Genomic DNA, 24934 nt, shown 5'->3' on the forward strand with positions numbered 1-24934 from the left:
TCCCGGCCCATCTTGCCGCTCTCTCCCTACCCTAGCATGGCGCGCGCCAGCACGCCCGGCAAAGACCCTTCACGAGCCATATGGTAGGCCCGCAGCAGCATCGCCACTGTCAGCACGTCCTGCAAGTGGCCGGCCAGGGCGGCGTTCAGGGCTTCGCGGAACGGCACGCGCGCCAGGGTCAGGGCCTCGGTGTCGTCAGCCTCGTGGCCGTCGGTGCTCGCCGACAGGCCCCAGGCGATGAAGCCCACGGCCCGCTCGTCGGTGACCGAGTTGGAGAGCTGCGCGCGAAGCACCTCGCGCCACTCGGCCGCTTGCAGCCCCGTCTCCTCCGCCAGCTCGCGCCTTGCGCTCTCCAGGGGATCGACGTCCAGCGGCCCGCCTCCCTCCGGGATTTCCCAGCTGTAGTCGGCGAGCGCGAAGCGGTTCTGGCCCACCAGCACCACCGAGCCGTCATCGTGCAAGGGCAGCACCGCCAGCGCCAGGTTCTTGAAGCTGACCACCCCATAGAGCGCCGGCCGCCCGGTTGGCGCGACGGCGTCGTGCTCCGTGACGCGGATCCACGGATTGTCGTAGACCAGCCGTTCGGGGCCCCTGCCCCACGGCTTGCCGTGCGGCCGCAGCCAGTCAGGTTTTTGCGACATGTTCTCAACTGACCTTGCGGTTGCGGCTGGGGCGCCCATTAAACAGACCCTGATCCACCCTCAACCCGTGAGGCGCCCTTGACCGCCCGCCTGCCGCCCGCCCCCGAGTTCGGCGCGCCCCTGCCGCTTCGCGCCACGCCCGAGGTGCTGGACTTCCTGGCCCTGCGGCGCTCCACCTCCGCCGTCACCCTGGGAGAGCCTGCGCCGCCCGCGGACGCCGTCCAGGACCTGCTCCGTATCGCCGCCCGCGCGCCGGACCACGGCAAGCTTTCGCCCTGGCGCTTCATCATCCTCGACGGCGCGACCAAGGCCCGCTTCGCCGCGCGTCTCGAAGCCCTTGCCGAGGGCCGCGGCGACGCCACGGCGGCGGCCAAGCTGGCCAAGCTGAGGGCGCCGCCACTGGCGGTCGTGGTGGTCTCCTCGCCGAAGCCCGGCCAGATCCCCGAATGGGAGCAGCTGCTCTCGGCGGGGGCGGTGTGCGCGAACCTGCTGAACGCCACGCTGGCGTTGGGATACGGCGCCAACTGGATCACCGACTGGTATTCCTACGACGCCGAGGCGCTCGCGATCCTCGGCCTGCGCGAGCGCGAGCGGGTGGCCGCCTTCATGCTGGTGGGGACGCCCAGGGAGGCTCCGCTGGAGCGGGAGCGGCCCGATCCCGCGGCGCTCACCACACGCTGGGACGGCTGAACCGCCGGGCCCCAAACACACAACGGCCGGACGGCGCACCGCACCGTCCGGCCTGAGGTGACACGCCCGAGGAGAGTTGGGCGAGACTAGGTATAGGACGCATTAGCCCTTTTGGAAACCCCCGCCGGGCCGCGCCGGCGAGGCAAGTGGCCCATTTCGCGCGAGAGGAGAGCTCGCGTCGTCCAGTCGAGCCGCCGGACCTATTGCAGCGCTTCGGCCAAGGTCCGATCCGGCCAAGTATTCCGCGGCGTCTTCCGGCCGGCGGACCTCGCCCAGCGCGCGAGTTGCTGGTCAGCCGCGGCCGCGATACGGAGCCACGCCCTGGTCCGGCAGCCACAGGCCCTCCGGGACCGGGCCACTCTGCCAGAACACGTCGATGGGAATGCCGCCCCGCGGGTACCAGTAGCCGCCGATACGGAGCCACTGCGGGTCCAGCTCGGCGACCAGCCGCCGGCCGATCGCCACGGTGCAGTCCTCGTGGAAGGCCCCATGGTTGCGGAACGAGGCCAGGTAGAGCTTCAGCGACTTGGATTCCACGAGCCAGTCGCGCGGCGCATAGTCGATGACGAGGTGGGCGAAGTCCGGCTGCCCCGTCACCGGGCACAGCGAGGTGAACTCCGGCGCCGTGAAGCGCACGAGGTAGGTCGTGTCGGCGTGCGGGTTGGGCACGCGCTCCAGCACCGCCGTCTCGGGACTGTCGAAACCCCGGACGTCGCGGCCGAGCTGGGTAAGGCGGGTCTCTTCCATGCGCGCGGCTTTAGCGGCTAGAGGTGGCCCGAACAACGGGAACGGGAGACGCGAGATGGCGGGCGGGGACTTCAACGGCTTCGTGGTGGTGGTGACCGGAGCCTCCACCGGCCTTGGGCGGGCCATCGCCGTGGAGGTCGCCCGGCGCGGCGCCCAGGTCGTGATCGTGAACTACGCCCGCAGCGCGGACGAGGCCGAGGAGACCGCCCGCCAGGTCGAGGCGCTGGGCGCCAGGGCCGTGCTCGTGCAGGGCGACGTCGCCGCCGACGACGACTGCCGCAGGATCGCCGCCGCCGCCGAGCCGTTCGGGCGCATCGACGCCCTGTTCAACAACGCCGGCACCACGACCTTCGCCGCGCACGGGGACATGGACGCGGTCTCGGCCGACGACTTCATCCGGCTCTACGCCGTGAACGTGGTGGGGGCCTTCCAGATGGTGCGAGCCTGCCGCAGCCTCCTGGAGGCCGCCCCCCGGCCCGGCGCGGTGGTCAACACCGCCTCCATCGCCGGCGTCACCGGCATCGGCTCCTCGGTGCCCTACGCGGCGTCGAAGGGCGCGCTCACCACGATGACCCTGTCGCTGGCGCGGGCGCTGGCGCCGAAGATCCGGGTCAACGCCGTCTGCCCGGGTTTCATCGACACGCCCTGGTTCGGCAAGGGCCTGCCCGAGGCGACCGTCGACCGGATGCGCGCCGGCACGGCCGCCAACACCCCCCTCAAGGCCGCCTCCAAGCCCGAGGACATCGCCGAGGCCACGGTGTTCCTCGCCGCGCCCGCGTCGCGCCACATCACCGGCGAGACCCTGCTGGTCGACGCGGGGACCCACCTCGGCTACGCCCCCCTCGTGGCGCGCTGATCTGCCCAAAATCCGGGCGCCTTGGCCCGGTTAAGCTCAATCCGCCGTCAGGGTCCGCCCATCTGGGCGGCGCCCTCCCCTCTCCGTTGAACTCGCCGCGCCCGCCGCAACCATGGCCGCGCACGGCAGCCCACGAAGGCAAGCCGGAGACCAAGGGGATAGACATGAAAGCTCTGAAACTCTCGCTGCTGGGCGCGCTCGGGGCGCTGGCGCTGGGCGGGGCGGCCCAGGCCCAGGAAGCCGAGGGACCGATCTCGCTCAGCTTCAACGTTGGAGCCGCCACCGAGTACGTGTTCCGCGGGATCAGCCAGACGGACGAGGATCCGCAGGTCTTCGGCGGCGTGGACGCCACCATCGGCTCCATCGGCTATGCGGGGGTCTGGGTCTCCAACGTCGAGTTCAACAACGGCACCGACCTGGAGTTCGACATCTACGGCGGCATCAAGCCGACTGTCGGCGCCGTCACCTTCGACCTGGGGCTCATCTACTACGGCTACACGGACCAGCCGTCCGGCCCCAACGAGGACTACTGGGAAGGCAAGCTCGCCGCCTCGACGGCCGCGGGTCCGGCCACGATCGGCGCGGCCGTCTACTACTCGCCGGAGTTCTTCGGCGAGACCGGGGATGCGACCTATATCGAAGCCAACGCCGCCATGCCGCTCGGCGAGAGCAAGTTCAGCGTCTCCGGCGCGGTCGGCCGACAGTGGGTGGAGGTCGGCGTCGACTACACCACCTGGAACGCCGGCGTGGGCTTCGCCCTCACGGACAACGTCTCCTTCGACCTGCGCTACTGGGACACCGACGAGGAGGACGCCCTGGGCTACCTCGCCGAAGGTCGCGTGGTCCTGGGGGTGAAGGCCGCCTTCTGACCGGCCGAGACCTGCGGTTTCGCGACAAGGCCGCCGCGGTGCTCCGCGGCGGCTTTTCCGTTGGCGTCCCGCGGACGATTTCCTAAGCTCCGCCTGCTGGCCGGGGGGCCACGCCGCTCCGATTCGCTTCCGTTCACGACCTTCATTGGCTCGTCGCTTCGGTAAGCCTATGCTGCGGGCGGAGAGTTTGACTGGAGCACGAGCCATGGAGCGGATGGCCTTCCGGGCGCAGACGATCGTGGTCGACGTGCTGATTGCGGCCGGCGCGTTCGCGCTTGCCTATGTGATCGCCCTGAGCCCCGACATCGGTCGGGCGAGCCTGCCCTCGCTGGATCTCGTGCAACTGGTGGTCCTCTACGGGGCCATCGCCGGCCTGCTGTGCGCCCTCTTCCGGCGCGAGCTCTCCCCCTGGCGCTACACCTCCATACCCGACGCCCTGGTGCTGGCGCGCGTCGCCCTGCTCACCGTCGGCGTCTTCCTGCTCTTCGTCTTCCTCATGGACCGGGCCCGCGGCCTGGCGCGCTCCACCCTGTTCATGGCGCCGCTTTTCCAGATGGTGGGCTCCATGGGCGTGCGGATCCTGCGGCGCGCCCTGCACGAGCGGGTGCTGGAGTCCTTCTCCCCGCTCAAGACGATCTCCGACCGGGTCGCGCAGGGCCCCTCCCTGCTGCTGATCGGTCCGACCTCGCTGGCCGACACCTACCTCCGCGACGTCGCCCGTAGCCATGACCGGAGCTACACGCCCGTCGGCATCGTCGGACTCGAGGCTCGCGACGTGGGCCAGCAGGTGCGCGGCGTCTGTATCATCGACCACCTCGAGAACCTCGACGCGGCGCTCGCCGACCTGCGCCGCTGGAACCGCTATCCGCGCGCCATCCTGTTCCTGGAGGAGCCGGGCCGGCTGAAGGGCCTGACCGCCGACCAGCTAGGCCGCCTCACCAATGACGGCATCCGCCTCCTGCGCCTGCCCTCCATCGTCGAGCTGGCGCACCACGAGGGCCTCACGCCGCTGCCCATGCGCGAGCTCAACATCGAGGAACTGCTTGCCCGCGAGCCCATCGAACTCGATCGCCGCGCCATCGGCCAGCTGATCCGTGGTCGGCGCGTGCTGGTCACCGGCGCCGGCGGCTCCATCGGCTCGGAACTCTGTCGCCAGGTCGCCGCCTACGAGTGCGCCCAGCTCACGCTCGTGGACTACTCCGAGCCTTCGCTGTTCCAGATCGACCGCGAGGTCTCCGAGGCGTTCCCGCACCTGCCCCGCAGCACCGTGCTCTGCGACGTGCGCAACGCCCAGCGCCTCGCCGCCGTCTTCGAGGCCGAACAGCCGGACCTGGTGTTCCACGCCGCGGCCCTGAAGCACGTGCCCCTGGTCGAGCGACACCCCTCGGAGGGCGTGCTGACCAATCTGATCGGCACCCGCAACGTGGCGGAGGCCGCCAAGGCCTGCGGCGCCGGCCAGATGGTGCTGATCTCCACCGACAAGGCCGTGGACCCCACCAATGTCATGGGGGCCACCAAGCGTCTGGCGGAGTCCCTCATCCGGGCTCAGCAGACCAACGTCACGCGCTTCTCGGCCGTCCGGTTCGGCAACGTCCTGGGCTCCGCGGGTTCGGTGGTGCCGATCTTCCGCTCCCAGATCGAGCGCGGCGGCCCGGTCACCATCACCCATCCCGACATGGAGCGCTTCTTCATGACCATCCCGGAGGCGGCGCAGCTCGTGCTGCACGCCACCGCCACCCGCGCCGACGGAGACGCGCCCGACGCGCGGCTCTTCGTGCTGGAGATGGGCGAGCCGGTGCGGATCATGGACCTCGCCAAGCAGATGATCGCGCTGTCCGGCCGCAAGGACGTGGAGATCAAGATCACCGGCCTTCGCGCCGGCGAGAAGCTCACCGAAGCCCTGCTGGACGACAACGAGCGCTCCGTGAGCTGCGCGCCGAACGTCATGGAAGTCGTCTCCAGCCCCGCCGTCCGCATCACCCCCGACCATGTGGCGCGCCTCGAAGCGCTGGCTGCGGCGGGCGAGGACGCCGAGGTCCGCGGCGCGGTCTTCGACCTGGTGGCCCAGGTGCGTGGCGAGAAGCCGGGGGCCGCCCCCAATCTGCGCGTCGTCGCGGGCGGCTGACTGGCGCAGCCGCAGGATTCATCCGACGTGACCGACACCGTGAGCGCCGTCGACCTGCGGCGCGCCTTCCTGGCGCATCTGGCCGGCGACGTCGCCGCCGCCGAGGCCACCTATCGCGCGGCCCTGACCCACCCGGCCTTCGCCGGCGCGGCCTACCGCCACCTGACCCACCTCCTCGAAGCCCAGCACCGCTGGGAGGAGGCCCTGGACGTCGCCCGCGAGGCGCACCGCCGCCAGCCGCAGGCGGCGGACGTGGCCGTGCACCTGGCCACCTTGCTCCTGGGGCTCGGCCGCTACGCGGAGGCTTGGCCGCTGTTCGAGGCTCGCGCCGCCCTGGCCGCTGGTCGCGTCCGGCCCGACCTGCCTTATCCGGAGTGGGACGGCGGCCCGGTGCGCTCGCTCACCGTCTGGGACGAGCAGGGCTTCGGCGACGCGATCCAATTCGCCCGCTTCGTCCCCGACCTCGTGGCCCGCGGCGTCGCCGTCACCCTCGTCGTACGGCCGGAACTCGCCGCCCTGTTCGGCGGCCTGGGGGCCGCCGTCGTTCCTGCGCAGGGGCAGCTGCGCATCCCCGTCGCCGACGCCTGGACGATGCTGGGCTCGCTGCCGGGCCGCCTCGGCGTCACTCTGGAAACCCTGCCCGGCCGCACCGCCTATCTCCACACGCCAGAAGACCGGCGCGAGGCCCTGGCCGACAAGCTGAGGCCGGGCGCGCGGATCGGCGTCGTCTCCCGCGGCAAGCCCGCCCACGCCAACGACCACAACCGTTCCCTGCCCTACGAGGGCGCGGCCTTCCTGCTGTCGCTGCCGGGCGCGCAGAGCCTGCTCCCGGACGAGAGTCCGCTGCCGCTGAAGGACTTCGCCGACACCGCGGCGGTGATGGCGCAGCTCGACCTGGTGATCTCCGTCGACACGGCCTCGGCCCACCTGGCCGCCGCCCTCGGCAAGCCGTGCTGGATCCTGCTGCCGTGGGTGGGCGAGGACTGGCGCTGGCTGCACGACGACCGCACGGACAGCCCGTGGTACCCGTCGGTGCGGCTCTACCGCCAGCCCGCCCCCGGAGACTGGGCGGGCGCGTTGCGCGCGCTGGCCCAGGACCTCCAGGTCTTCCTCAAGGCGCGTTGACTACTCCGCCGGCTCCATGGCCGGCTTGCGCGCGGGCTCCCCCAGGCGCTGCAGGAGCCCCTCGTACTCCGCCCAGAGCGCCTTCGGCAGGTGCTCGCCGAACTTCTCGTAGAACGGCGGGATAAGCGCGGCTTCCTGGCGCCAGATGTCGGCGTCGACGGTGAGCAGCAGGGCCAGCTGGGCGTCGGTGAGGTCCAGGCCCGAGACATCCAGGCTGCCCGGCGCCGGCAGACGGCCGATCGGCGTGTCCATCGCCTCGGCCCGGCCCTCCAGCCGATCGACGATCCACTTCAGGACGCGGATGTTTTCGCCGTAGCCCGGCCAGACGAACTTGCCGCGCTCGTCCTTGCGGAACCAGTTGACGAAGTAGATCCGCGGCAGCTTCGCGGGATCCTTGCCCTCGCCCATGGACAACCAGTGGGCGAAGTAGTCGCCCATGTTGTAGCCGCAGAACGGCAGCATGGCGAAGGGATCGCGGCGCAGTTCGCCGATCGCGTTCTCGGCCGCGGCGGTGCCTTCCGACGCCACGTTCGAGGCCATGAACACGCCCTGGCGCCAGTCGCGGGCCTCGTTGACCAGCGGAACGGCGGATGCGCGGCGGCCGCCGAACAGGATGGCCGAGATCGGCACGCCGGCGGGGTCCTCCCACTCGTCGGCGATCACCGGGCACTGCGCGGCCGGCACGGTGAAGCGGGCGTTCGGGTGCGCGGCGGGCTCGCCGCTCTCGGGCGTCCAGTCGCGGCCGCGCCAGTCGGTCAGGTGGGCCGGCGGCTCCCGCGTCAGACCTTCCCACCACACGTCGCCGTCATCGGTCAGCGCCACGTTGGTGAAGATGCAGTTGGCGTGGAGCGCGTCGATGGCGTTGCCGTTGGTCTCGACTCCGGTGCCGGGGGCGACCCCGAAGAAGCCGGCCTCCGGGTTGACGGCATAGAGCCGGCCGTCCTCGCCGAACCGCATCCAGCAGATGTCGTCGCCGATCGTCTCGGCCTTCCAGCCCTCGAGGGTCGGATGCAGCATGGCCATGTTGGTCTTGCCGCAGGCGCTCGGGAACGCGGCGGCTACGTAACGCACGTCCTTGTCCGGCGAGGTCAGCTTCAGGATCAGCATGTGCTCGGCGAACCAGCCCTCGTCGCGGGCCATCACCGAGGCGATGCGCAGCGCGAAGCATTTCTTCCCGAGCAGGGCGTTGCCGCCGTAGCCCGACCCGTAGGACCAGATCTCCCGGCTCTCCGGGAAGTGGACGATGTACTTGATCTCGTTGCAGGGCCACGGAACGTCGGCCTGGCCTTCGCCGAGCGGCATGCCCACGGAGTGCACGGCGGGAACAAAAAAGCCGTCCTCGCCGAGCTGGTCGAGGGCGGCCTTGCCCATCCGGGTCATGATCCGCATCGATACGGCCACGTAGGCCGAATCGGTCAGCTCGACGCCGATGGCCGAGATCTTCGAACCCAGCGGGCCCATGCAGAACGGCACCACGTAGAGGGTGCGGCCCCTCATGCAGCCCTTGAACAGGTCCTTCAGGTCGGCCCGCATCTCGGTGGGGTCGAGCCAGTTGTTGGTCGGGCCGGCGTCCTCTTCCTTCTCCGAGCAGATGAAGGTGCGGCTTTCCACCCGCGCCACGTCGCGCGGATCGGAGGCGGCGTAGAACGAGTTCGGACGCTTCTCGGGGTTGAGGCGCTTGAGCGTGCCGGCGGCGACGAGTTCGCTCGTGAGGCGCTCCCACTCCTCGTCCGAACCATCGCACCAGACCACCCGGTCCGGATCCGTCATCTCGGCGATCTCGCGGACCCACTGGACGAGTTTTGCGTGTTTGGTGGGCGCGGGCTCAAGTCCCGGGATGGTCCTAAGGCTCATTCAAAACAACTCCCTGGCCCCTTGATCTGCCGGAACCGACAGGTCCCCCGCGCGATCAACGCAATCAACAAACACACCCGCAGGCGCTGGTCCTGCAAGTTGCAGCCCAGCTCCAGCGCCGGGTCGCCCCTCAACGCGCGAAAAGGCCTTTGGATCAGTCGCTTGGGATCACAACGACGCACGCGCTCCCGCTGCATACAGCCCTGACGCAGCGTTCCGCCAGCGCCGAAGACTCCGGCTTCGCTATGACACCGGTAGCAATAGCGGAATCCGCCGGAAATGGGCCTTCGCTGAGCCGCCGCTTGGCGCAACGCCGGGATTGGGGCACACCGAATCCGTGTCGGACACCCAATCCAGCGGGCCGAATCTGGGCGGCGACGAGGACGTCCTCGTCCGGACGTATCTCGCGCGTCGCGACACCCTTGTGCGCTTCTTCGCCGCCCGGGTGGGCCATCGCGCGGCCGAGGACCTGGCGCAGGAGCTCTATCTGAAGCTGGCGTCCCGCGGTGAGACGACCGAGGCCGAGAACCCGCTCGCCCTGCTCTACCGGATCGCCACCAACCTGATGCTTGACCGGGCTCGCGGCGAGCGCCGCTCCGCCGCGCGGGAGGGCGCCTGGCGCCACGCCGCGCACGTGACCCTCGGCGGCGAGGACGTGGCCGACGCGCCGGCCGCCGACGAGGTCGCGGCCTCACGCCAGCGCTTGCGCCAGCTCGTGGAGGCCGTGGCCGAGCTGCCGCCCCAGATGCAGCGCGCCTTCCGCCTGCACAAGCTGGAAGGCCTCAGCCACGCCGAGACCGCGCGCATCATGGGCCTGTCGGTGAAGTCGGTGGAGAAGCACATCAGCGCCGCCCTCAGGACGCTGACGGCGAGGCTCGGCCGATGATTCTACCTCGAATTGCATTCTCGGACGGGGGGGCGAGGCGGCTCGGCGCCGTCATTGTTGGTGACGGAGTGCGCCGGGGGGCGCGCCGGGAAGGATCATGAACCAGCCCTGGGCATACGGCGGAGACGCGGCGCGGTCGGAGGCGGCCGACTGGATCGTCCGGCTGCAGGCCGACGACCTGGCCGAGTCGGAGGCGCTCGCCTTCGATGCCTGGCTGGAGGCCTCGCCGGAGCATGTCCGCGCCTACGACGCCGCCTTGGCCGTCTGGGGCGAGTTCGACTCCGCCGGCCCCGACGTGGACCGGGCGCTCCGGGCCGACCGGGTCCGCCCGCAGCACAGCCGCCGCTTCTACCTCGCCGCCGGCGCCTTGGCGGCCGCCGCCGCGGTCGCGGTCGTTGTCTTGCCCGGTCGGCTGACCGAAGATCGTCCGCTTGGCTACACGACCGTCGTTGGAGAGCATCGGACGGTGTCCCTGGCCGACGGCTCGACGATCGATCTCAACGCCGGGACCCGCCTGAGCGTCGTCCTCGGGCGCCACGAACGCCGGGTGGTGCTCGACGAGGGCCAGGCGGTGTTCGACGTCGCCGCCGACGCCCGGCGTCCGTTCGTGATCGACGCCGGGGACCGCACCGTGCGCGTGGTCGGCACTCGGTTCGACGTTCGCCGCCGGGATGGCCGCCTCTCGGTCACCGTGGCTGAAGGCCTGGTCGAGGTTCGCCCGACGCCCCAGGCCGGCGGCCGCGCCTTCCGCCTGCGTCCGGGGCAGAGGCTCGATCACGTGGAGGGCTCCCCCCAGGCGCGCGTCATCGCCGCCGCGCCGGAGGAGGTGCTGGGCTGGCGGTCGGGCCGTCTGGTCTACCGCGACCGTCCGCTTGGTGAGGTCGTGGCCGACCTGAACGAACAGTTCCCGACCCCGATCCGAATCGAGGACCCGTCGCTCGCGGCGACGCCGATCTCCGGCGTCCTCATCGTCGACGATCAGGACGCGGTCATTCGTCGCCTGGCCTTGCTGGTTCCGGTGAGCGCAGTACGTTCCGGCGACAGCGTGATCTTGCGACGCGACGACGCGAGGCGCTGATGGGGATCAGGGGCGATTTCCAGCCGGGGGCTGCATGTGGCGTGGGCGGTGGGCGCCGCAGGCTTGGGCCTGCTGGCGACGCGCGCTGACGCGGCCGAAGCCCGCTACCGCTTCTCCATCCCGCCTAAGTCCTACGCCGACGCCCTGATCGACCTGGGCATGCAGGCCAATGTCTCGATCGTCGGGACCTCCGCCTGCGGCGCCGGCGGTCCCGCCAGCCTCTCCGGCTCCCACACCCTCGAGGACGCCCTGCGCCGCCTGCTCGCCGGGGCGCCCTGCAGCTACCGGATCGTCGATCCGCGCACCGTCCGCATCGCGCCGCCCGCCCCCGTGGCGCAGGAGCCCGCCCGGGTCCCGACCCTGGTGGCCGAGCTGATGGTCACCGCCACCAAGCGTCCCGCAGGCCTCGGCCGCATCGCCGCCGGCGTCAGCGCCATTCCGGGACCGCAGCTCGAGCTCACGGGCGCGGCGGATATCGGCCGCACCACGGGCCAGCTGGCGGGGGTCCTGACCACCAACCTCGGCCCCGGCCGCGACAAGCTGATGATCCGCGGCCTCTCCGACGGCGCCTTCACCGGCCGCGCCCGCTCGACCGTCTCGACCTACCTCGACGACGCGCCGATCAACTACAACGCCCCCGACCCGGACCTGCGGCTCACCGACGTGGAGCGCGTTGAAGTGGTGCGCGGTCCGCAGGGCGCGCTCTACGGTTCCGGCTCGCTCACCGGCATCTATCGGATCGTCACCCGCAAGCCGGACCTGGAGAGCTTCGGGGGCGCCGTCTCCAGCCAGCTCGCCTGGACCAAGGGCGGCTCGACCAGCCGCGTGCTGGAGGGACACCTCAACCTGCCGCTCCTGGAGGGCCGGAGCGGCCTGCGCGGCGTCGCCTACCACGACGTCCAGGGCGGTTACCTGGACAACACGAGCCTCCAGGTCTCCAACGTGGACCGCACGAGCCGCGACGGCGGCCGCCTGGCCCTGCGCATGCAGCTGTCCGACGCCTGGCAGGCCGACGTTTCGGCCACGGGCCAGCGCCTGCGCTCCAACGACACCCAGTACACCACACCCGACATCGGCCGCGCCCGGGTGAACCAGCTGCGCGAGACCCACAAGAACGACTTCGCGGAAGGAGCGGTCACGCTGCGCGGCGAACTCGGCTGGGCCAGCCTCAGCTCGTCGGTGGCCTACATCCAGCACAGCTACGCCAGCCAGTACGACGCCTCCGAGGCGCTCGAGGACTTCTTCGCGAACGAGGTCGCCGACCTCGGCCTGTTCTACGAGTCCGCCCGCGTCAGCATGCTGGTCGAGGACCTGGTGCTGCGCTCGTCGGGGCCCGGCCCCTTCGCATGGCTCGTGGGCGCCTACGCCGCGAGCACCCTGGAGAAGACCCCCTCCTCGCTCGGCGTGCGCAACGAGGCGCTGGGTCGCCTGGAGACCATCTACCGAGAGAACCGGCGCGACCGGGTCCGCGAACTGGCCCTCTACGGCGAGGCCTCCTATCGCTTCGGCGACGGCTGGACCGCCGTGGCCGGCGGGCGACTGTTCGAAACCCGCGTGCGCACCCTGGCCGACGTCACGGCGGCCCCGCCGGGGTATTCCCGCGTGTTCTCGGGCGAACGGACCTTCCAGGACATCCTGCCGATGGTGTCCGTACAGCGGGAGTTCGCCTCCGGCGACCTGGTGTACGCGCTCTACTCTGAAGGTTTTCGGCCCGGCGGCTTCAACACCGGCGGTTTCCTGGGCCCGATCCGGCCAAGCCGCACGATCTTCGTCCCCGACCGGCTGAGGAATTATGAGCTCGGCGCCAAGCTGCGGCTCGCCGACCGCCGCCTCTCGCTGCGCAGCGCACTGTTCTACAACCGCTGGACCAACATCCAGAGCGACCAGTACCGCCCCTCCGGCCTTGCCTACACCGCCAACGTCACCGACGCCTGGATCCTGGGCCTGGAGGCCGAGGTCGCCTACGAGTTCGACTTCGGCCTCTCCCTGCAGGCTAACACCCTGCTGTCCTCCTCCGAGATCACCCGGCCGAACATCGATTTCGCCCCGAAGCTGGTCGACGAGCTTCCCGGCGTGCCGGAGGTCTCCGGCGGCCTCCTCGCCATCTACGAACGCCCTCTCGGCGCGCTGACCCTCAGGTTCACCGGCGAGGCGAGCTACGTCGGCCGTTCCGCCGTCTCGTTCGACGCCGCGCGGGCGTCCCGGATGGGCGACTACCTGCGCGCGCGCTTCGCCGCCGAGGTGGCCACCGACCGGTGGTCGGCCGGCGTCTTCGTCTCCAACCCGACCAACGACGCGGGCGACACCTTCGCCTACGGCAATCCCTTCAGCTTCCGGCGGGACGGCCTTCGCCAGGTCACGCCGCAGCGGCCGCGGACCTTCGGCGTCCGGCTCGCCGGCGCCTTCTAGGACCCTTGCTCAAATCCTGACCCTTGCGACTGGGGGGCGCTGCGTGACGGCGGCGTCATAACAGGTGAACGGGTCGTAAATTGCCCGCGCGGGAGGCTGGGGAGTCGCCGTGGTCAAGCTGTCTGCGCTCGTCTCGATACGGGGCGAGGAGCCATTGTTGGGTGACGCCCTGCGGCGTCTCGCCTTCTGCGATGAGATCGTCCTGGTCGCGGATCGCCCGACCCAGCGCACCCAGGAGATCGCCCGCCGGCACGGCGCCCACCTCGTCGCGGGCATCTTCCCTCTCGACAGCCAGCGGCGCACGGCCGGCGCGGAAGCCTGCGCCGGCGACTGGATCCTGGAGATCGAGGCCGACGAGCAGGTCGACTCTGCGCTCGCCTGGGAGATCCGCGCCACCCTGCAGATGCGTCCCGAGGGCGACTGGTTCGAGATCCCCGTGGCCAACTACGTGGCCGGCGCCCTCGTGGAGCGCGGCTGGGGCGGTGTCCTGGGCTCGGCCCGGGATGCGCGACTGTTCCGACGCGGCGCCAAGCGCTGGCCGCCGCGTCGAATCGGCGGCGGCGTGCTCTCTGGGGCGTCGGGGGGCGCCCTCAAGGGTGCGCTGCGCCGCCAGGTGGCCGAGGACGTGGGCGGGCTGGTGGAGCGGCTCAACCGCCTCACCGCGCTGGCGGCCGAGGATCGCGCGGAGACGGGCCACGCGGGCGGCTACGGCACCGTCCATGGCCTCGGCCACTTCATGGTCAGCTACATCGGCCGCGCGGGCTGGCGCGAGGGCCGCCTTGGCTTTCTCATCGCCCTGCTCGCGGGGCTGCATCCCGTCCTGACCCACCTGCGCGCCCGCGAGCTCCTCGACAGCCGGCGCCTGGTGACGAGCCCGGCTCCGGCCCCTGAGCTGCTCAAGGTCGCGGCGCGCTGAACGCGCGCCGCTGCGGGCGGCCGTGAAGTCTGCTAGGGTGCGGCGTCACGTCGGGAGCCCTGTCATGGCCCGCCTGCCCGTCCTGCTCTCCGTCGCCGCCCTCCTCGCCGCGCCCCTGCCGGCCGGCGCCCATCATGGCTGGGCCGACTACCACGACGCGGAGTTCCAACTCACCGGGGTCGTCGAGGTCGCCGAACTCGCGCAGCCGCACGGCCGCATCCGGGTCAGTGGCCCGGGCGGAACCTGGGACGTGGTGCTCTCGCCCCTGGCCGGCATCCAGCGCGCCGGGCTGACCGCCCGGGCGCTGCCGAAGGGCGCCCGCGTCACCGCCCACGGCCATCGCCACCGCGACCCCAAGCGCCTGGAGATCAAGACCGAGCGCCTGACCGTCGGCGGCCGCACCTACGACCTCTATCCCAACCGCCCGTAGGGCGACCCGTCCCGAAGACCGGGAACTTGCCACAGGGAACCTCGGCCGCTGAAAAGCCCAATTGATCCGGCAGGTTCACTGGGCCATTAGGCATCGGACGAAGGGACGCGTCAGATGAGCCAACCGCCGGAAGTGACGACCACGGACCTGCCGCCGCAGGACGCCGCCGAGCCACGCGGCGACGGGTGGGGGCTCGTGCAGGTCGCGCCGGGTCCCGAGGCCCCCGACACACGTGACAAGGGCGCCCGGCAGAAGGGCATGATCATAGCGCTTGTCGGCGGCGCCGCCTTCTGGGCCGCAGTGGCCGGCGTCGTGGTCTTGGTCCGCGCCGCGAACTGAGTCCGCGCCCCCAGGCGCCCAACAAGGCGGCGCCGGCTGATCGCCAGACAGGCGCGAACACGGAGTTGGTCCCGGAACGCGGCATTGGAGCCACGGCCTGGGCGTCAACCCTGCCTAGTCAGGTGGCATGCGCGTCCTCGTCGTCGATCCCGACCCGGCCCGGGCCGCCCTCGTGGCGGAAGGGCTCGCTGGCGTCGAGCCGCTGGAGGTGCGCCGAGCCACCGTGTTCGATCCTTTGGAGGCCGCGCTCTTCGAGCCCGACTGCATCGTGGTGGCCTCCGACAGTCCCGACCGCGACACCATCGAAAGCCTGCGCGAGGCCACCAGCGCCAATCCGCGCCCCGTGGTGATGTTCGTCGACCGCTCCGAGCCCGGCCTGGCCGAGGAGGCGGTGCGGGCCGGCGTGGCGGCCTATGTGGTGGATGGCCTCTCCGCGGCCCGGGTGCGATCGGTCCTGGAGGTCGCCATGAGCCGCTTCCAGCTCATGAACCAGCTCCGTCAGGACCTCGACAAGGCCAAGGCCGACCTTGCCTCCCGGAAGACCATCGAGCGCGCCAAGGCCCTGCTCATGAAGGAGCGGGGGCTCGACGAGGACGCCGCCTACCGCCTGCTGCGCAAGCTCTCCATGGATACCGGCCGGCCGCTCGGCGCGGTGGCCGCCGACCTGCTGGCCTTCGCCGGCGTGCTGAAGGGAGATGCGCCGTGAGCGGTGAGCGGACGTTGCGCCTGGGCTTCATGCCGCTCACCGACAGCGCCGCCCTGCTGGCGGGCCAGGCCATGGGCTTCTTCGCCGACGAGGGGCTGGACGTCGCCTTGAGCCGCGAGGCCTCGTGGGCCACGGTGCGGGACAAGCTGGCCGTAGGGGCCCTGGACGCGGCCCAAGTGCTCGCCCCCATGCCGCTGGCTGCGACGCTGGGCGCAGGCAGCGAGCCGGTCCCCATGGCCGCTCCGATGATCCTCAGCCGGGATGGACCGGCGATCACCGTTTCCAGCCGACTCGCCGCCGCCTTCGGACCCGACGGCGCGCAGGGTCTGGCGCGGCTGGTCGCCCGCCGGCGCGAGGAGGGGGCGAGCCCGCTCACCTTCGCCGTCGTGTTCCCCTACTCCGCCCATGCCTATCTGCTGCGCGGCTGGATGGCCGATGCAGGGCTCGATCTGGATCGGGACGTGCGCCTGACGGTCGTCCCGCCGCCACGGACAGCCGAGCTCCTGGCGGAGGGCGTCATCGAGGGCTTCTGCGCCGGCGAGCCATGGAACCTGCTCGCCGAGGCCGCGGGCGCCGGCCGCGTGCTCGCCCGTGCGGCGGACCTGCTCGGGCGAAGTCCCGACAAGGCGCTCGGGATCAGCGAGGCCTGGGGCGAGGCCCACCCGGACGTCCGCTCCGCCCTCGTCCGCGCCCTGGTCCGCGCCTCCGCCTGGGTGGGCGCCCCCGAGAACCGCACCGCGGTCGCCGAACTCCTGGCCCGCCCGGAGCACCTCGGCCAGCCGGTGCAGATCCTCCGCCAGAGCCTGGCCAGGGTGGCCTTCGGCGAAAACCGTCCCACGGCGGAAGACGCCACCTGGCTGGCGGGACAGATGCGGCGTTGGGGCCAGGCGGGGTCGGAGGCCCAGGCCGCTGCCGGTCGGGTCTTCAGCTCCCAGCCATTCGATCAGGCGCTCCGAGGCGCCTGAAGATCGGTCAGGCGGAACCGCCGGCGCCGACTTTTTGCGCTGCAACATGATTTCCGCAGCACGGCCGCAGCGGATCGCGTGACGGGATCGACCGAGCGGCATCTCCTTCAGGTCAGGCCCAGGACAACGGCGTTCGCGGCCCCCCGGACCGGCTCGACGACGAGCCCCTCCATCGCCCAGGCGACGCCGCCGCTTCGTCCATCCCGCACGGGGCCTTCCAGCCATGCTCGACCGTTCGTTCCTCAAGGCGGGGCACGCGCCCACCCTTCTCGCCTCCTTCCTCTACTTCGACCTCAGCTTCATGGTCTGGGTGCTCCTGGGACCGCTGGGGGTCGCCATAGCCAAGGACTTCGGCCTGACGCCCGCCGAGAAGGGCTTCATGGTCGCCGTGCCGGTGCTGTCCGGCGCCCTTCTCCGGCTGGGCGCAGGCCTGCTCGTCGACCACATCGGGCCGAAGCGCACTGGGATCATCGGCCAGCTGATCGTGATGGGAGGCCTCCTCCTCGCCTGGTTTCTCGGCGTGAACAGCTACGACCAGGTGCTGGCGCTGGGCGTCGTGCTCGGCGTCGCCGGCGCCTCCTTCGCCGTCGCCCTGCCACTGGCCTCGCGCTGGTATCCGCCGGAGCACCAGGGCCTGGCGCTGGGGATCGCCGGCGCCGGCAACTCCGGCACGGCGCTGGCCGCCCTCTTCGCCCCAGGTCTTGCCCAGGCGTTCGGCTGGCAGAACGTCATCGGCCTGGCGGCCCTTCCGCTGGCTCTGGCGTTCGTCGTCTACGTGATCTTCGCCAAGGACGCGCCGAACCGGCCGCCGCCCAAGCGGCTCGCCGAATACCTCGACGTGCTCAAGGTCCGCGACGCCTGGTGGCTGATGGGCCTCTACAGCGTGACCTTCGGCGGCTTCGTCGGCCTCTCGTCTTCCCTGACCATCTACTTCAATTCCGAGTACGGGCTGCCGGCGGTGACCGCGGGCTTCTTCACCGCCGCCTGCGTCTTCGCGGGCTCCTTCCTGCGGCCGGTCGGCGGGGCGCTCGCCGACCGGTTCGGCGGCGTGCGGACGCTCTCGGTGGTCTATGTCCTGGCCGCCCTCGGCCTCGCCCTCACCAGCTTCCAGCCGGGCAGCGCCTGGCTGGCGCTCGCGCTCGTCATGTTCGCCATGATGGCGCTGGGGGCCGGCAACGGCGCCGTCTTCCAGCTCGCGCCGCAGCGGTTCGGCCGCGAGATCGGCGTGGTCACCGGCCTGGTCGGCATGACCGGCGGCATCGGCGGCTTCTATCTCGCCTCAAGCCTCGGCTGGGCCAAGCAGGTCACCGGCTCCTACCAGTTGGGCCTCCTCGCCTTCGCCGGCCTCGCCCTGCTGGCCTTGCTCGGCCTGAACGGTGTGAAGGCGCGCTGGCGCCGCACCTGGCCCGAACTCGCCGGCGCCACCGGCGCCCTGCGTCTCTAGGAGTGTCCCCCATGGTCAAGGAGAAGCTCGTCGTCGTCGGCAACGGCATGGCCGGCTGCCGGGCGGTGCAGGAGGTGCTGAAGCGCGATCCCGGCCGTTACGAGATCACCATCTTCGGCGCCGAGCCCCGGGTGAACTACGACCGGATCATGCTCTCGCCGGTGCTGGCGGGCGAGAAGGCCTTCGCCGACATCGTCCTCAACGACGAGGCCTGGTACCGGGACAACGGCATCGTCCTGCACGCCGGCCGCACGGTCACCGCCATCGACCGGGAGGCCAAGGTGGTCCGCGCCGAGGGCGGCCTGGAGGCGCCCTACGACCGGCTGATCCTGGCGACCGGCTCCGACCCGATCCGCCTGCCCCTGCCGGGCGCGGACCTGGCCGGCGTGGTCACCTTCCGCGACCTCGACGATGTGGAGGCGATGATCGCCGCCGTGAAGCCGGGCGCCAAGGCCGTGGTGATCGGCGGCGGCCTGCTCGGCATCGAGGCGGCCTACGGCCTCTCCCGGCGCGGCATGGGCGCGACGGTGGTCCACCTGCTCGACGTGCTCATGGAGCGCCAGCTCGACGCCTCGGCCGGCTTCCTCCTGACCGAGGCCCTCTCGGCCAAGGGCGTGGAGACGGTGCTGGAGGCCCAGTCGGAGGAGATCGTCGGCGCGGACGGCCGCGTCGCCGGCCTCAGGCTGAAGGACGGGCGGGTGCTCCCCTGCGACCTCCTGGTGATGGCCGTGGGCATCCGGCCCAATGCGACCCTTGCCCGGGCCTGCGGGCTGGAGGTGAACCGCGGGGTGGTGGTGGACGACACCCTCGCCACCTCCGACCCGGCCATCTTCGCGATCGGCGAGTGCCTGGAGCACCGAGGCCAGTGCTACGGCCTGGTCGCCCCGATCTGGGAGATGTGCCGCACCCTGGCCGAGACGCTCACTGGCGGCGCCGCCGCCTACGAGGGTTCAGCGCTCTCCACCCGACTGAAGGTCTCCGGCGTCGACGTCTTCTCCGCGGGCAAGCACCTGGGCGGCGATGGCTGCGAGGACATCGTGTTCCGCGACGCCGGCCGCGGCGTCTACAAGCGGATCGTCCTGGAGGACGGCAAGGTCGCCGGCGCGGTGCTGTTCGGCGATGCCTCCGACGGCGGCTGGTACTTCGATCTCATGCGCTCCGGCGCGGAGGTGGGCGACATCCGCGAAACCCTGGTGTTCGGCCAGGCCGCGACGGAGGGCCTTCGGGGGCTCGACCCTAGCGCCGCCGTTGCGGCCATGGCCGACGAGGCCGAGGTCTGCGGCTGCAACGGCGTGTGCAAGGGCGAGATCACCCGCGCGATCGCGGACCAGGGGCTGTCCACGCTGGAGACGGTGCGCGCCCACACCAAGGCCTCGGCCTCCTGCGGGACCTGCACCCCGCTGGTCGAGAAGCTGCTGAAGCTCACGCTCGGCGACGCCTTCCAGGCCCAGAGCGGACCGAAGCCAGTCTGCGCCTGCACGGGCAGGGGCCACGACGAGGTCCGCCGCCGCATCGTCGCCGAGGGCCTGAAGTCGATGCCGGCGGTCATGCAGGCGCTGGAATGGTCCACCCCGGACGGCTGCGCGAGCTGCCGCCCGGCCCTGAACTACTACCTGATCTGCGCCTGGCCCGGCGAATACCGCGACGACAAGCAGTCCCGCTTCATCAACGAGCGCGTCCACGCCAACATCCAGAAGGACGGCACCTACTCGGTCGTGCCGCGGATGTGGGGCGGCATGACCTCGGCGGCCGAACTGCGGGCCATCGCCGACGTGGTCGACAAGTTCGCCATCCCCTCGGTGAAGGTCACCGGGGGCCAGCGGATCGACCTGCTGGGCGTGCGCAAGGACGACCTGCCCGCCGTCTGGGCCGACCTGAATGCGGCCGGCATGGTCTCCGGCCACGCCTACGCCAAGGGTCTGCGCACGGTGAAGACCTGCGTGGGTTCCGACTGGTGCCGGTTCGGGACCCAGGACTCCACCGGCCTCGGCGTCAGGCTGGAGAAGTTCATGTGGGGCTCCTGGACGCCGGCCAAGGTCAAGCTCGGCGTCTCCGGCTGCCCGCGCAACTGCGCCGAGGCCACCTGCAAGGACATCGGCGTCGTCTGCGTCGACAGCGGCTACGAGATCCACGTGGGCGGCGCCGCCGGTCTGCACATCAAGGGCGCGGAGCTCCTCACCAAGGTGGCCAGCGAGGACGAGGCGGTCTGGACGATCTGCGCCGTGGCCCAGCTCTACCGCGAGCAGGCCTGGTACCTGGAGCGGATCTACAAGTGGATGGACCGCGTCGGCCTGGATGCGATCCGCGCCGAGGTCGCCGATCCCGACCGCCGCCGCGCCCTCTACGACCGCATCGCCTATTCCCAGCGCTTCTCCCGCATCGACCCCTGGGCCGAGCGCGTCGCCGGCCGCGACGCCGAAGAGTTCAACCCGCTTTCCCGCCGCTTGGAGTTCGCCCCCGCATGAACGCGCTCGTGAAAGACCCGATGAGCTGGACCGACGTCGGGGCGGTCACCGACATCCCCCTGCGCGGCGCCCGCCGCGTCCCCTCCCCGGACGGCGACATCGCCATCTTCCGCACCGGCGACGGCCGGGTCTTCGCGCTGCGCGACCGCTGCCCGCACAAGGGCGGCCCGCTCAGCCAGGGCATCGTCCATGGCCACGCGGTCACCTGCCCGCTGCACGGTCGGGCCATCGATCTCGCCAGCGGCGAGCTGATGGGGGCCGACCGCGGCCAGGGCTGCGCCCACGTGGCCCCGCTGGAGGTGCGCGACGGCCGCCTGCTCCTGGGACGCGGCTGACGCTCATGGCGGCGACGGTGCGTACGGCGTGTCCCTACTGCGGGGTGGGCTGCGGGATCGCCGCCCAGGCCAGCGGCCGCGACCTCTTGGTGGCCGGCGATCCCGCGCACCCGGCGAACCTCGGCCGCCTCTGTTCCAAGGGCTCCGCGCTCGGCGCGACGGTCGGGCTCGAGGGCCGGCTGCTGCATCCGATGATCGGCGAGCGCCGGGCGTCCTGGACCGAGGCTGCCGGCCTGGTCGCCCGGCGCTTCCGCGAGACCCTCGCCCGGCACGGCCCGGACTCGGTGGCCTTCTACGTCTCGGGCCAGCTGCTCACCGAGGACTACTACGCCGCCAACAAGCTGATGAAGGGCTTCATCGGCTCCGGCAACATCGACACCAACAGCCGGCTCTGCATGGCCTCGGCGGTGGTGGCCCAGAAGCTCGCCTTCGGGGCCGACCTCGTCCCGGGCTGCTACGAGGACCTGGAGCTGGCCGACCTGGTGGTCTTCTCCGGCCACAACGCCGCCTGGACCCATCCCGTCCTGTTCCGCCGCATGGAAGCCGCCCGGGCGCGCGGCCAGCGGCACGTAGTCATCGATCCCCGCCGGACCGACACGGCCGAGGGCGCCGACCTCCATCTGGCCATCGCGCCGCAGACCGACGTGCGCCTCTGGAACGGCCTGCTCGCCGACCTCATCCGCCGCGGCGCGGTCGACCGCGTCTACGTCGCCGAGCATGTCGCCGGCTTCGCCGAGGTGGAGGCCGAGCTCGCCCGCTGCGACCAGTCGCCGGCCGCCGTGGCCGCCGACTGCGGCGTGCCCCTCGCCGACCTGGAGCGGTTCTTCGGCTGGTTCGCCCGGACGCCGCGCACCGTCAGCCTGTTCTCCATGGGCGCGAACCAGTCGGCCCAGGGCGTCGCCAAGGGCTCGGCGATCCTCAACGCCCACCTCGCCACCGGCCGCATCGGCAAGCCCGGCGCCTGCCCGTTCTCGATCACCGGCCAGCCCAACGCCATGGGCGGACGCGAGACCGGCGGCATGGCCACCACGCTCGCCGCCCACATGGACTTCGACGAGGTTTCCCGCGCCCGCGTCGCCCGCTTCTGGGGCGCCCCCCGCGTCGCCGCCGCGCCGGGCCTGAAGGCGGTCGAGATGTTCGAGGCGGTCGCCGCCGGCCGCATCAAGGCGGTCTGGGTGATGGCCACCAACCCGGCCGTGAGCCTGCCCCAGGCCTCCCGCGTCCGCGCCGCGCTCGCGGCCTGCCCCTTCGTGGTCGTGTCGGACTGCATGGCCGAGACCGATACGACGGCTTTCGCCCACGTGAAGCTGCCGGCGCTCGCCTGGGGCGAGAAGGACGGCACGGTCACCAATTCCGAGCGCCGCATCAGCCGCCAGCGGCGCCTGTTCGATCCCCCGGGCGAGGCCCGCGCCGACTGGCGGATCGTCGCCGACGTCGCCGCCGCCATGGGCTTCGCCGACGCCTTCTCCTGGCGCTCGCCGGCGCAGGTGTTCCGCGAATGGGCCCGCCTCACGGCCTACGAGAACCGCGATCGCATGCTGGACCTCGGCCCGCTGGCGGCCCTGACGCCGGAGGCCTACGACGCCCTGGAGCCCGTCCAGTGGCCGGTGACCCCGGCTGGCGGCACGGCCCGGCTGTTCACCGACGGCCGCTTCCAGACGCCGGATGGCCGGGCGCGGATGGTCCCGGCGCCGGCCCTCGGGCCCGCCGAGGCGGTCGATGGCGCCTTCCCCCTGGCCCTGAACACCGGCCGCGTCCGCGACCACTGGCACACCCTGACCCGGACGGGACTCGCGCCCGACCTCTGCCGCCACGCGCCGGAGCCCTACGTCGAGATCCATCCGGCCGACGCCGAGCCGCTCGGCGTCGCGGAGGGCGCGCTGACCCGCGTGCGGACCGCCCATGGGGAGGCCGTGGCGCTCGCCCGCCTCACCGACCGGCAGCGCCCCGGCTCGATCTTCATGCCCATGCACTGGACCGAGGCCTTCGCCCCCCACGGCCGGGCCAATCCCCTGGTCGCCGCGCGGCTCGATCCCCGCTCCGGCCAGCCGGAGTTCAAGCATACGCCCGCCCTGGTCCGGCCCTACCGCGAGACCTGGCGGGGCTTCTTCCTCGCCCGCCAGGCCTGGCGCTCGCCGGCCGGCCTGGACCTCGTCTGGCGGCGCATCCCGCAAGGCGCCTGCCAGCTGCACGAGCTCGCCGGCCGGGGCGACGAGACCGAGCGGCAGCGGCTGCGCAAGGCGCTGGCGCGCGGTGCGGGCGTCGACGTCCTGCGCTTCGAGGACCCGGGGGCCGGGGGCCTGCGCGAGGCCTGGCTCGGCGCCGACGGGCGGCTCGACCGGGTGCTCTTCTTCACCACCGCCTGCAGACTGCCGCCCCGCGACTGGCTGGCCGAGCTGTTCGCGGCCGGGCCCCTGGACGCCGACGCCCGCTCGGCCCTGCTGATCGGCCGCCCGCCCGGCCGGCCGCTGGAGACCGGGCCCATCGTCTGCGCCTGCCGGGGCGTGCGGGCCGACCGCATCGCCACCGCGATCGGCGCGGGCGCCGTCACGCTCGACGCCGTGGCCGAGGCCACCGGCGCGGGCGCGGCCTGCGGCTCCTGCCGCCCCGAGATCGCCCGCCTGCTGCCCGCCAAGGAGGTCCGCCATGCCGCATGATCGCCATCCCGTGCGCCTGGTGGGCGCCGGTCCCGGCCCAGCCGACCTGCTGACGATCCGGGCATTGCGGGCGATCGAAGGCGCCGAGGCCCTGCTCTACGACGCCCTGGTTGCGGAGGAGGTCCTGGCGCTGGCGCCGGCCGCCTGCGTGAAGATCCAGACAGGCAAGCGGGCCGGGCGGACCAGCCTGAAGCAGGAGACCATCAATCGGCTGATGCTGCGCCTGGCCCGGCGGGGGCTGAAGGTCGTGCGCCTGAAGGGCGGCGACCCGTCGATCTTCGGCCGGGTCGGCGAGGAGGCGGCCTTCCTCCACGCCCATGGCGTCGACACCGAGGTCGTGCCCGGCGTCACCGCCGCCTGCGCGGCGGCCGCCCAGTTCGGCTTTCCCCTCACCCACCGCGGACAGGCCCGCCGCGTGGTCTTCACCACCGCCCGGCTGGAAGCCGGCGCCGTTCAGGCCGACTGGGCGGCGGCGGCCGACCCGGAGGCGACCCTCGCCGTCTACATGGGCCGCGACACCGCGCCCCGGATCGCCCAGGCCCTGATCGCCGCCGGCCGCTCGCCCCGGACCCCCGTGGCGATCCTGGAGAACGTCGGCGGACCGGCCGCGCGGGCGGCCTTCGAGGGCACGCTGCTCGGCCTCGCCCAGGCGATGCTGGCGCCCGGCGAGGGGCCGGCTCTGGTGGTCGTGGGGGATGTGCTGGCGGCGATGACGGCCGCGGCGGAAGCCCGTCCGGCTATTCCGTCTCGCGCGCGATGAACTCGTCGATCAGGCCCTTGAGCGTCTTCATCGAGGGCAGGTCGAGCAGCAGCGCGATGTAGCCCCGGACCCGCCGGCCGCGCAGCGAGAAGTTGATGTAGATGAACAGCACCACGCTCTTCGGGGCGCGTGGGAAGAGGTCGGCCGCCCGGCCGCGAACGAGGTGCGGCACCGAGATGCCGAGCGTCCTGTGCAGCATGTTGGCCATGGTGCCCAGGCAGGCCTGCAGCAGGATGTTGCCGGTCTCGCACAAGGCCTCCGGCGCCACGTCGGCCAGCTGGTCGGCCGTGGCCTCCGTGCCGGTCACGGCGCGCACGAGCTCCAGGCTGTTGCTCTCCGGGAAGATCAGCAGCGCGCGGCCGGAGACCTCGCCGTCGAAGGACTGCTCCACCGCCACCAACTGGCCGATGCGCGCGCCGCCGATCATTTCGCCGGCCTGCTCGGGGCTCACCGTCGAGATCGCCGGCACGGTTAGCACGACCTCCTCCCCGGCCATCTCGCGCAGGGCGAGCGCAGCGCGGCTCACACCCAGGTTGACCAGCTCGGCCAGGGCGTCGGTCTGGAGTTCGTTCAGTTGGGCGGAGCGGGTCTCGCTCACGGATCACTTGGCTCCAGGTCGGGCTCGCGGCGGCCATTA

The 24934-nt window shown here is 71.9% G+C and carries 22 protein-coding genes; 18 read left to right on the forward strand and 4 right to left on the reverse strand.

Going from position 1 to position 24934, the window contains the following annotated elements:
• Nucleotides 1-26 precede the first annotated feature (26 nt).
• The gene (locus tag VM685_RS17170) at nucleotides 27-641 is read right to left on the reverse strand and encodes an NUDIX hydrolase (protein ID WP_325461399.1); all 615 of its coding nucleotides are present in this window, start codon (nucleotides 639-641) and stop codon (nucleotides 27-29) included.
• Nucleotides 642-719: 78 nt separating this feature from the next.
• On the opposite strand from VM685_RS17170, the gene VM685_RS17175 reads away from it, so the two are divergent.
• On the forward strand, nucleotides 720-1331 hold the full coding sequence (locus VM685_RS17175; RefSeq protein WP_325461400.1) for a nitroreductase: 612 nt from the start codon (nucleotides 720-722) through the stop codon (nucleotides 1329-1331).
• Between the two features lie 291 nt (nucleotides 1332-1622).
• Here VM685_RS17175 and queF read toward each other — a convergent pair whose 3' ends face one another.
• On the reverse strand, nucleotides 1623-2078 hold the full coding sequence (gene queF / locus VM685_RS17180) for a preQ(1) synthase (RefSeq protein WP_325461401.1): 456 nt from the start codon (nucleotides 2076-2078) through the stop codon (nucleotides 1623-1625).
• On the opposite strand from queF, the gene VM685_RS17185 reads away from it, so the two are divergent.
• The 4 genes from VM685_RS17185 (at nucleotide 2077) to VM685_RS17200 (ending at nucleotide 7053) form a co-directional block, all read left to right on the forward strand.
• Nucleotides 2077-2934: an SDR family NAD(P)-dependent oxidoreductase gene (locus tag VM685_RS17185; RefSeq protein WP_325461402.1), complete on the forward strand. Its 858-nt coding sequence runs from the start codon at nucleotides 2077-2079 to the stop codon at nucleotides 2932-2934. The two genes, queF and VM685_RS17185, sit on opposite strands and share 2 nt — an antisense overlap.
• A 164-nt stretch (nucleotides 2935-3098) precedes the next feature.
• Nucleotides 3099-3803: a TorF family putative porin gene (locus VM685_RS17190; RefSeq protein ID WP_325461403.1), complete on the forward strand. Its 705-nt coding sequence runs from the start codon at nucleotides 3099-3101 to the stop codon at nucleotides 3801-3803.
• A 205-nt stretch (nucleotides 3804-4008) separates the two neighbouring features.
• On the forward strand, nucleotides 4009-5928 hold the full coding sequence (locus tag VM685_RS17195) for a nucleoside-diphosphate sugar epimerase/dehydratase (RefSeq protein WP_325461404.1): 1920 nt from the start codon (nucleotides 4009-4011) through the stop codon (nucleotides 5926-5928).
• Nucleotides 5929-5955: 27 nt separating this feature from the next.
• Nucleotides 5956-7053, forward strand: coding sequence for a glycosyltransferase family 9 protein (locus VM685_RS17200; protein ID WP_325461405.1), 1098 nt, complete (start codon nucleotides 5956-5958; stop codon nucleotides 7051-7053).
• On the opposite strand, the gene VM685_RS17205 is transcribed toward VM685_RS17200, so the two are convergent.
• Nucleotides 7054-8907, reverse strand: a complete 1854-nt coding sequence (locus VM685_RS17205) for a phosphoenolpyruvate carboxykinase (GTP) (protein ID WP_325461406.1) — start codon at nucleotides 8905-8907, stop codon at nucleotides 7054-7056.
• 337 nt (nucleotides 8908-9244) lie between these two features.
• On the opposite strand from VM685_RS17205, the gene VM685_RS17210 reads away from it, so the two are divergent.
• The 13 genes from VM685_RS17210 (at nucleotide 9245) to cobA (ending at nucleotide 24297) form a co-directional block, all read left to right on the forward strand.
• On the forward strand, nucleotides 9245-9793 hold the full coding sequence (locus VM685_RS17210; protein ID WP_325461407.1) for an RNA polymerase sigma factor: 549 nt from the start codon (nucleotides 9245-9247) through the stop codon (nucleotides 9791-9793).
• Between the two features lie 97 nt (nucleotides 9794-9890).
• Nucleotides 9891-10871 (forward strand): FecR family protein, encoded by a 981-nt coding sequence (locus tag VM685_RS17215; RefSeq protein WP_325461408.1) that lies wholly within the window; start codon nucleotides 9891-9893, stop codon nucleotides 10869-10871.
• A 36-nt stretch (nucleotides 10872-10907) separates the two neighbouring features.
• The gene (locus VM685_RS17220; RefSeq protein WP_325461409.1) at nucleotides 10908-13280 is read left to right on the forward strand and encodes a TonB-dependent receptor domain-containing protein; all 2373 of its coding nucleotides are present in this window, start codon (nucleotides 10908-10910) and stop codon (nucleotides 13278-13280) included.
• Nucleotides 13281-13437: 157 nt separating this feature from the next.
• Complete coding sequence (locus VM685_RS17225) at nucleotides 13438-14196, forward strand: glycosyltransferase family 2 protein (RefSeq protein WP_325461410.1); 759 nt, start codon at nucleotides 13438-13440, stop codon at nucleotides 14194-14196.
• A gap of 64 nt (nucleotides 14197-14260) precedes the next feature.
• Entirely contained in the window at nucleotides 14261-14626 is a 366-nt protein-coding gene (locus VM685_RS17230) for a DUF6152 family protein (protein ID WP_325461411.1), read from the forward strand.
• Nucleotides 14627-14740: 114 nt separating this feature from the next.
• Nucleotides 14741-14965, forward strand: a complete 225-nt coding sequence (locus VM685_RS17235; protein ID WP_325461412.1) for a hypothetical protein — start codon at nucleotides 14741-14743, stop codon at nucleotides 14963-14965.
• A gap of 127 nt (nucleotides 14966-15092) precedes the next feature.
• The gene (locus tag VM685_RS17240) at nucleotides 15093-15671 is read left to right on the forward strand and encodes an ANTAR domain-containing response regulator (protein ID WP_325461413.1); all 579 of its coding nucleotides are present in this window, start codon (nucleotides 15093-15095) and stop codon (nucleotides 15669-15671) included.
• The gene (locus VM685_RS17245; RefSeq protein ID WP_325461414.1) at nucleotides 15668-16636 is read left to right on the forward strand and encodes a CmpA/NrtA family ABC transporter substrate-binding protein; all 969 of its coding nucleotides are present in this window, start codon (nucleotides 15668-15670) and stop codon (nucleotides 16634-16636) included. Before VM685_RS17240 ends, VM685_RS17245 begins: the two co-directional genes overlap by 4 nt.
• A gap of 223 nt (nucleotides 16637-16859) precedes the next feature.
• A complete protein-coding gene (locus tag VM685_RS17250) occupies nucleotides 16860-18080 on the forward strand; it encodes a nitrate/nitrite transporter (RefSeq protein WP_325461415.1) in 1221 nt (406 codons plus the stop codon).
• 11 nt (nucleotides 18081-18091) lie between these two features.
• A complete protein-coding gene (nirB, locus tag VM685_RS17255) occupies nucleotides 18092-20545 on the forward strand; it encodes a nitrite reductase large subunit NirB (RefSeq protein WP_325461416.1) in 2454 nt (817 codons plus the stop codon).
• Nucleotides 20542-20880: a nitrite reductase small subunit NirD gene (gene nirD / locus VM685_RS17260; protein ID WP_325461417.1), complete on the forward strand. Its 339-nt coding sequence runs from the start codon at nucleotides 20542-20544 to the stop codon at nucleotides 20878-20880. The genes nirB and nirD overlap by 4 nt, the downstream gene beginning before the upstream one ends.
• Before the next feature lie 5 nt (nucleotides 20881-20885).
• Complete coding sequence (locus tag VM685_RS17265) at nucleotides 20886-23537, forward strand: molybdopterin-dependent oxidoreductase (RefSeq protein ID WP_325461418.1); 2652 nt, start codon at nucleotides 20886-20888, stop codon at nucleotides 23535-23537.
• The gene (gene cobA, locus VM685_RS17270) at nucleotides 23527-24297 is read left to right on the forward strand and encodes a uroporphyrinogen-III C-methyltransferase (protein WP_325461419.1); all 771 of its coding nucleotides are present in this window, start codon (nucleotides 23527-23529) and stop codon (nucleotides 24295-24297) included. The genes VM685_RS17265 and cobA overlap by 11 nt, the downstream gene beginning before the upstream one ends.
• Here the strand turns inward: cobA and VM685_RS17275 are convergent.
• Nucleotides 24275-24895: a chemotaxis protein CheX gene (locus VM685_RS17275; protein WP_325461420.1), complete on the reverse strand. Its 621-nt coding sequence runs from the start codon at nucleotides 24893-24895 to the stop codon at nucleotides 24275-24277. The genes cobA and VM685_RS17275 overlap by 23 nt on opposite strands.
• Between the last annotated feature and the right edge of the window lie 39 nt (nucleotides 24896-24934).

This window comes from Phenylobacterium sp. (genome assembly GCF_035539035.1).
Lineage (GTDB): Bacteria > Pseudomonadota > Alphaproteobacteria > Caulobacterales > Caulobacteraceae > Phenylobacterium.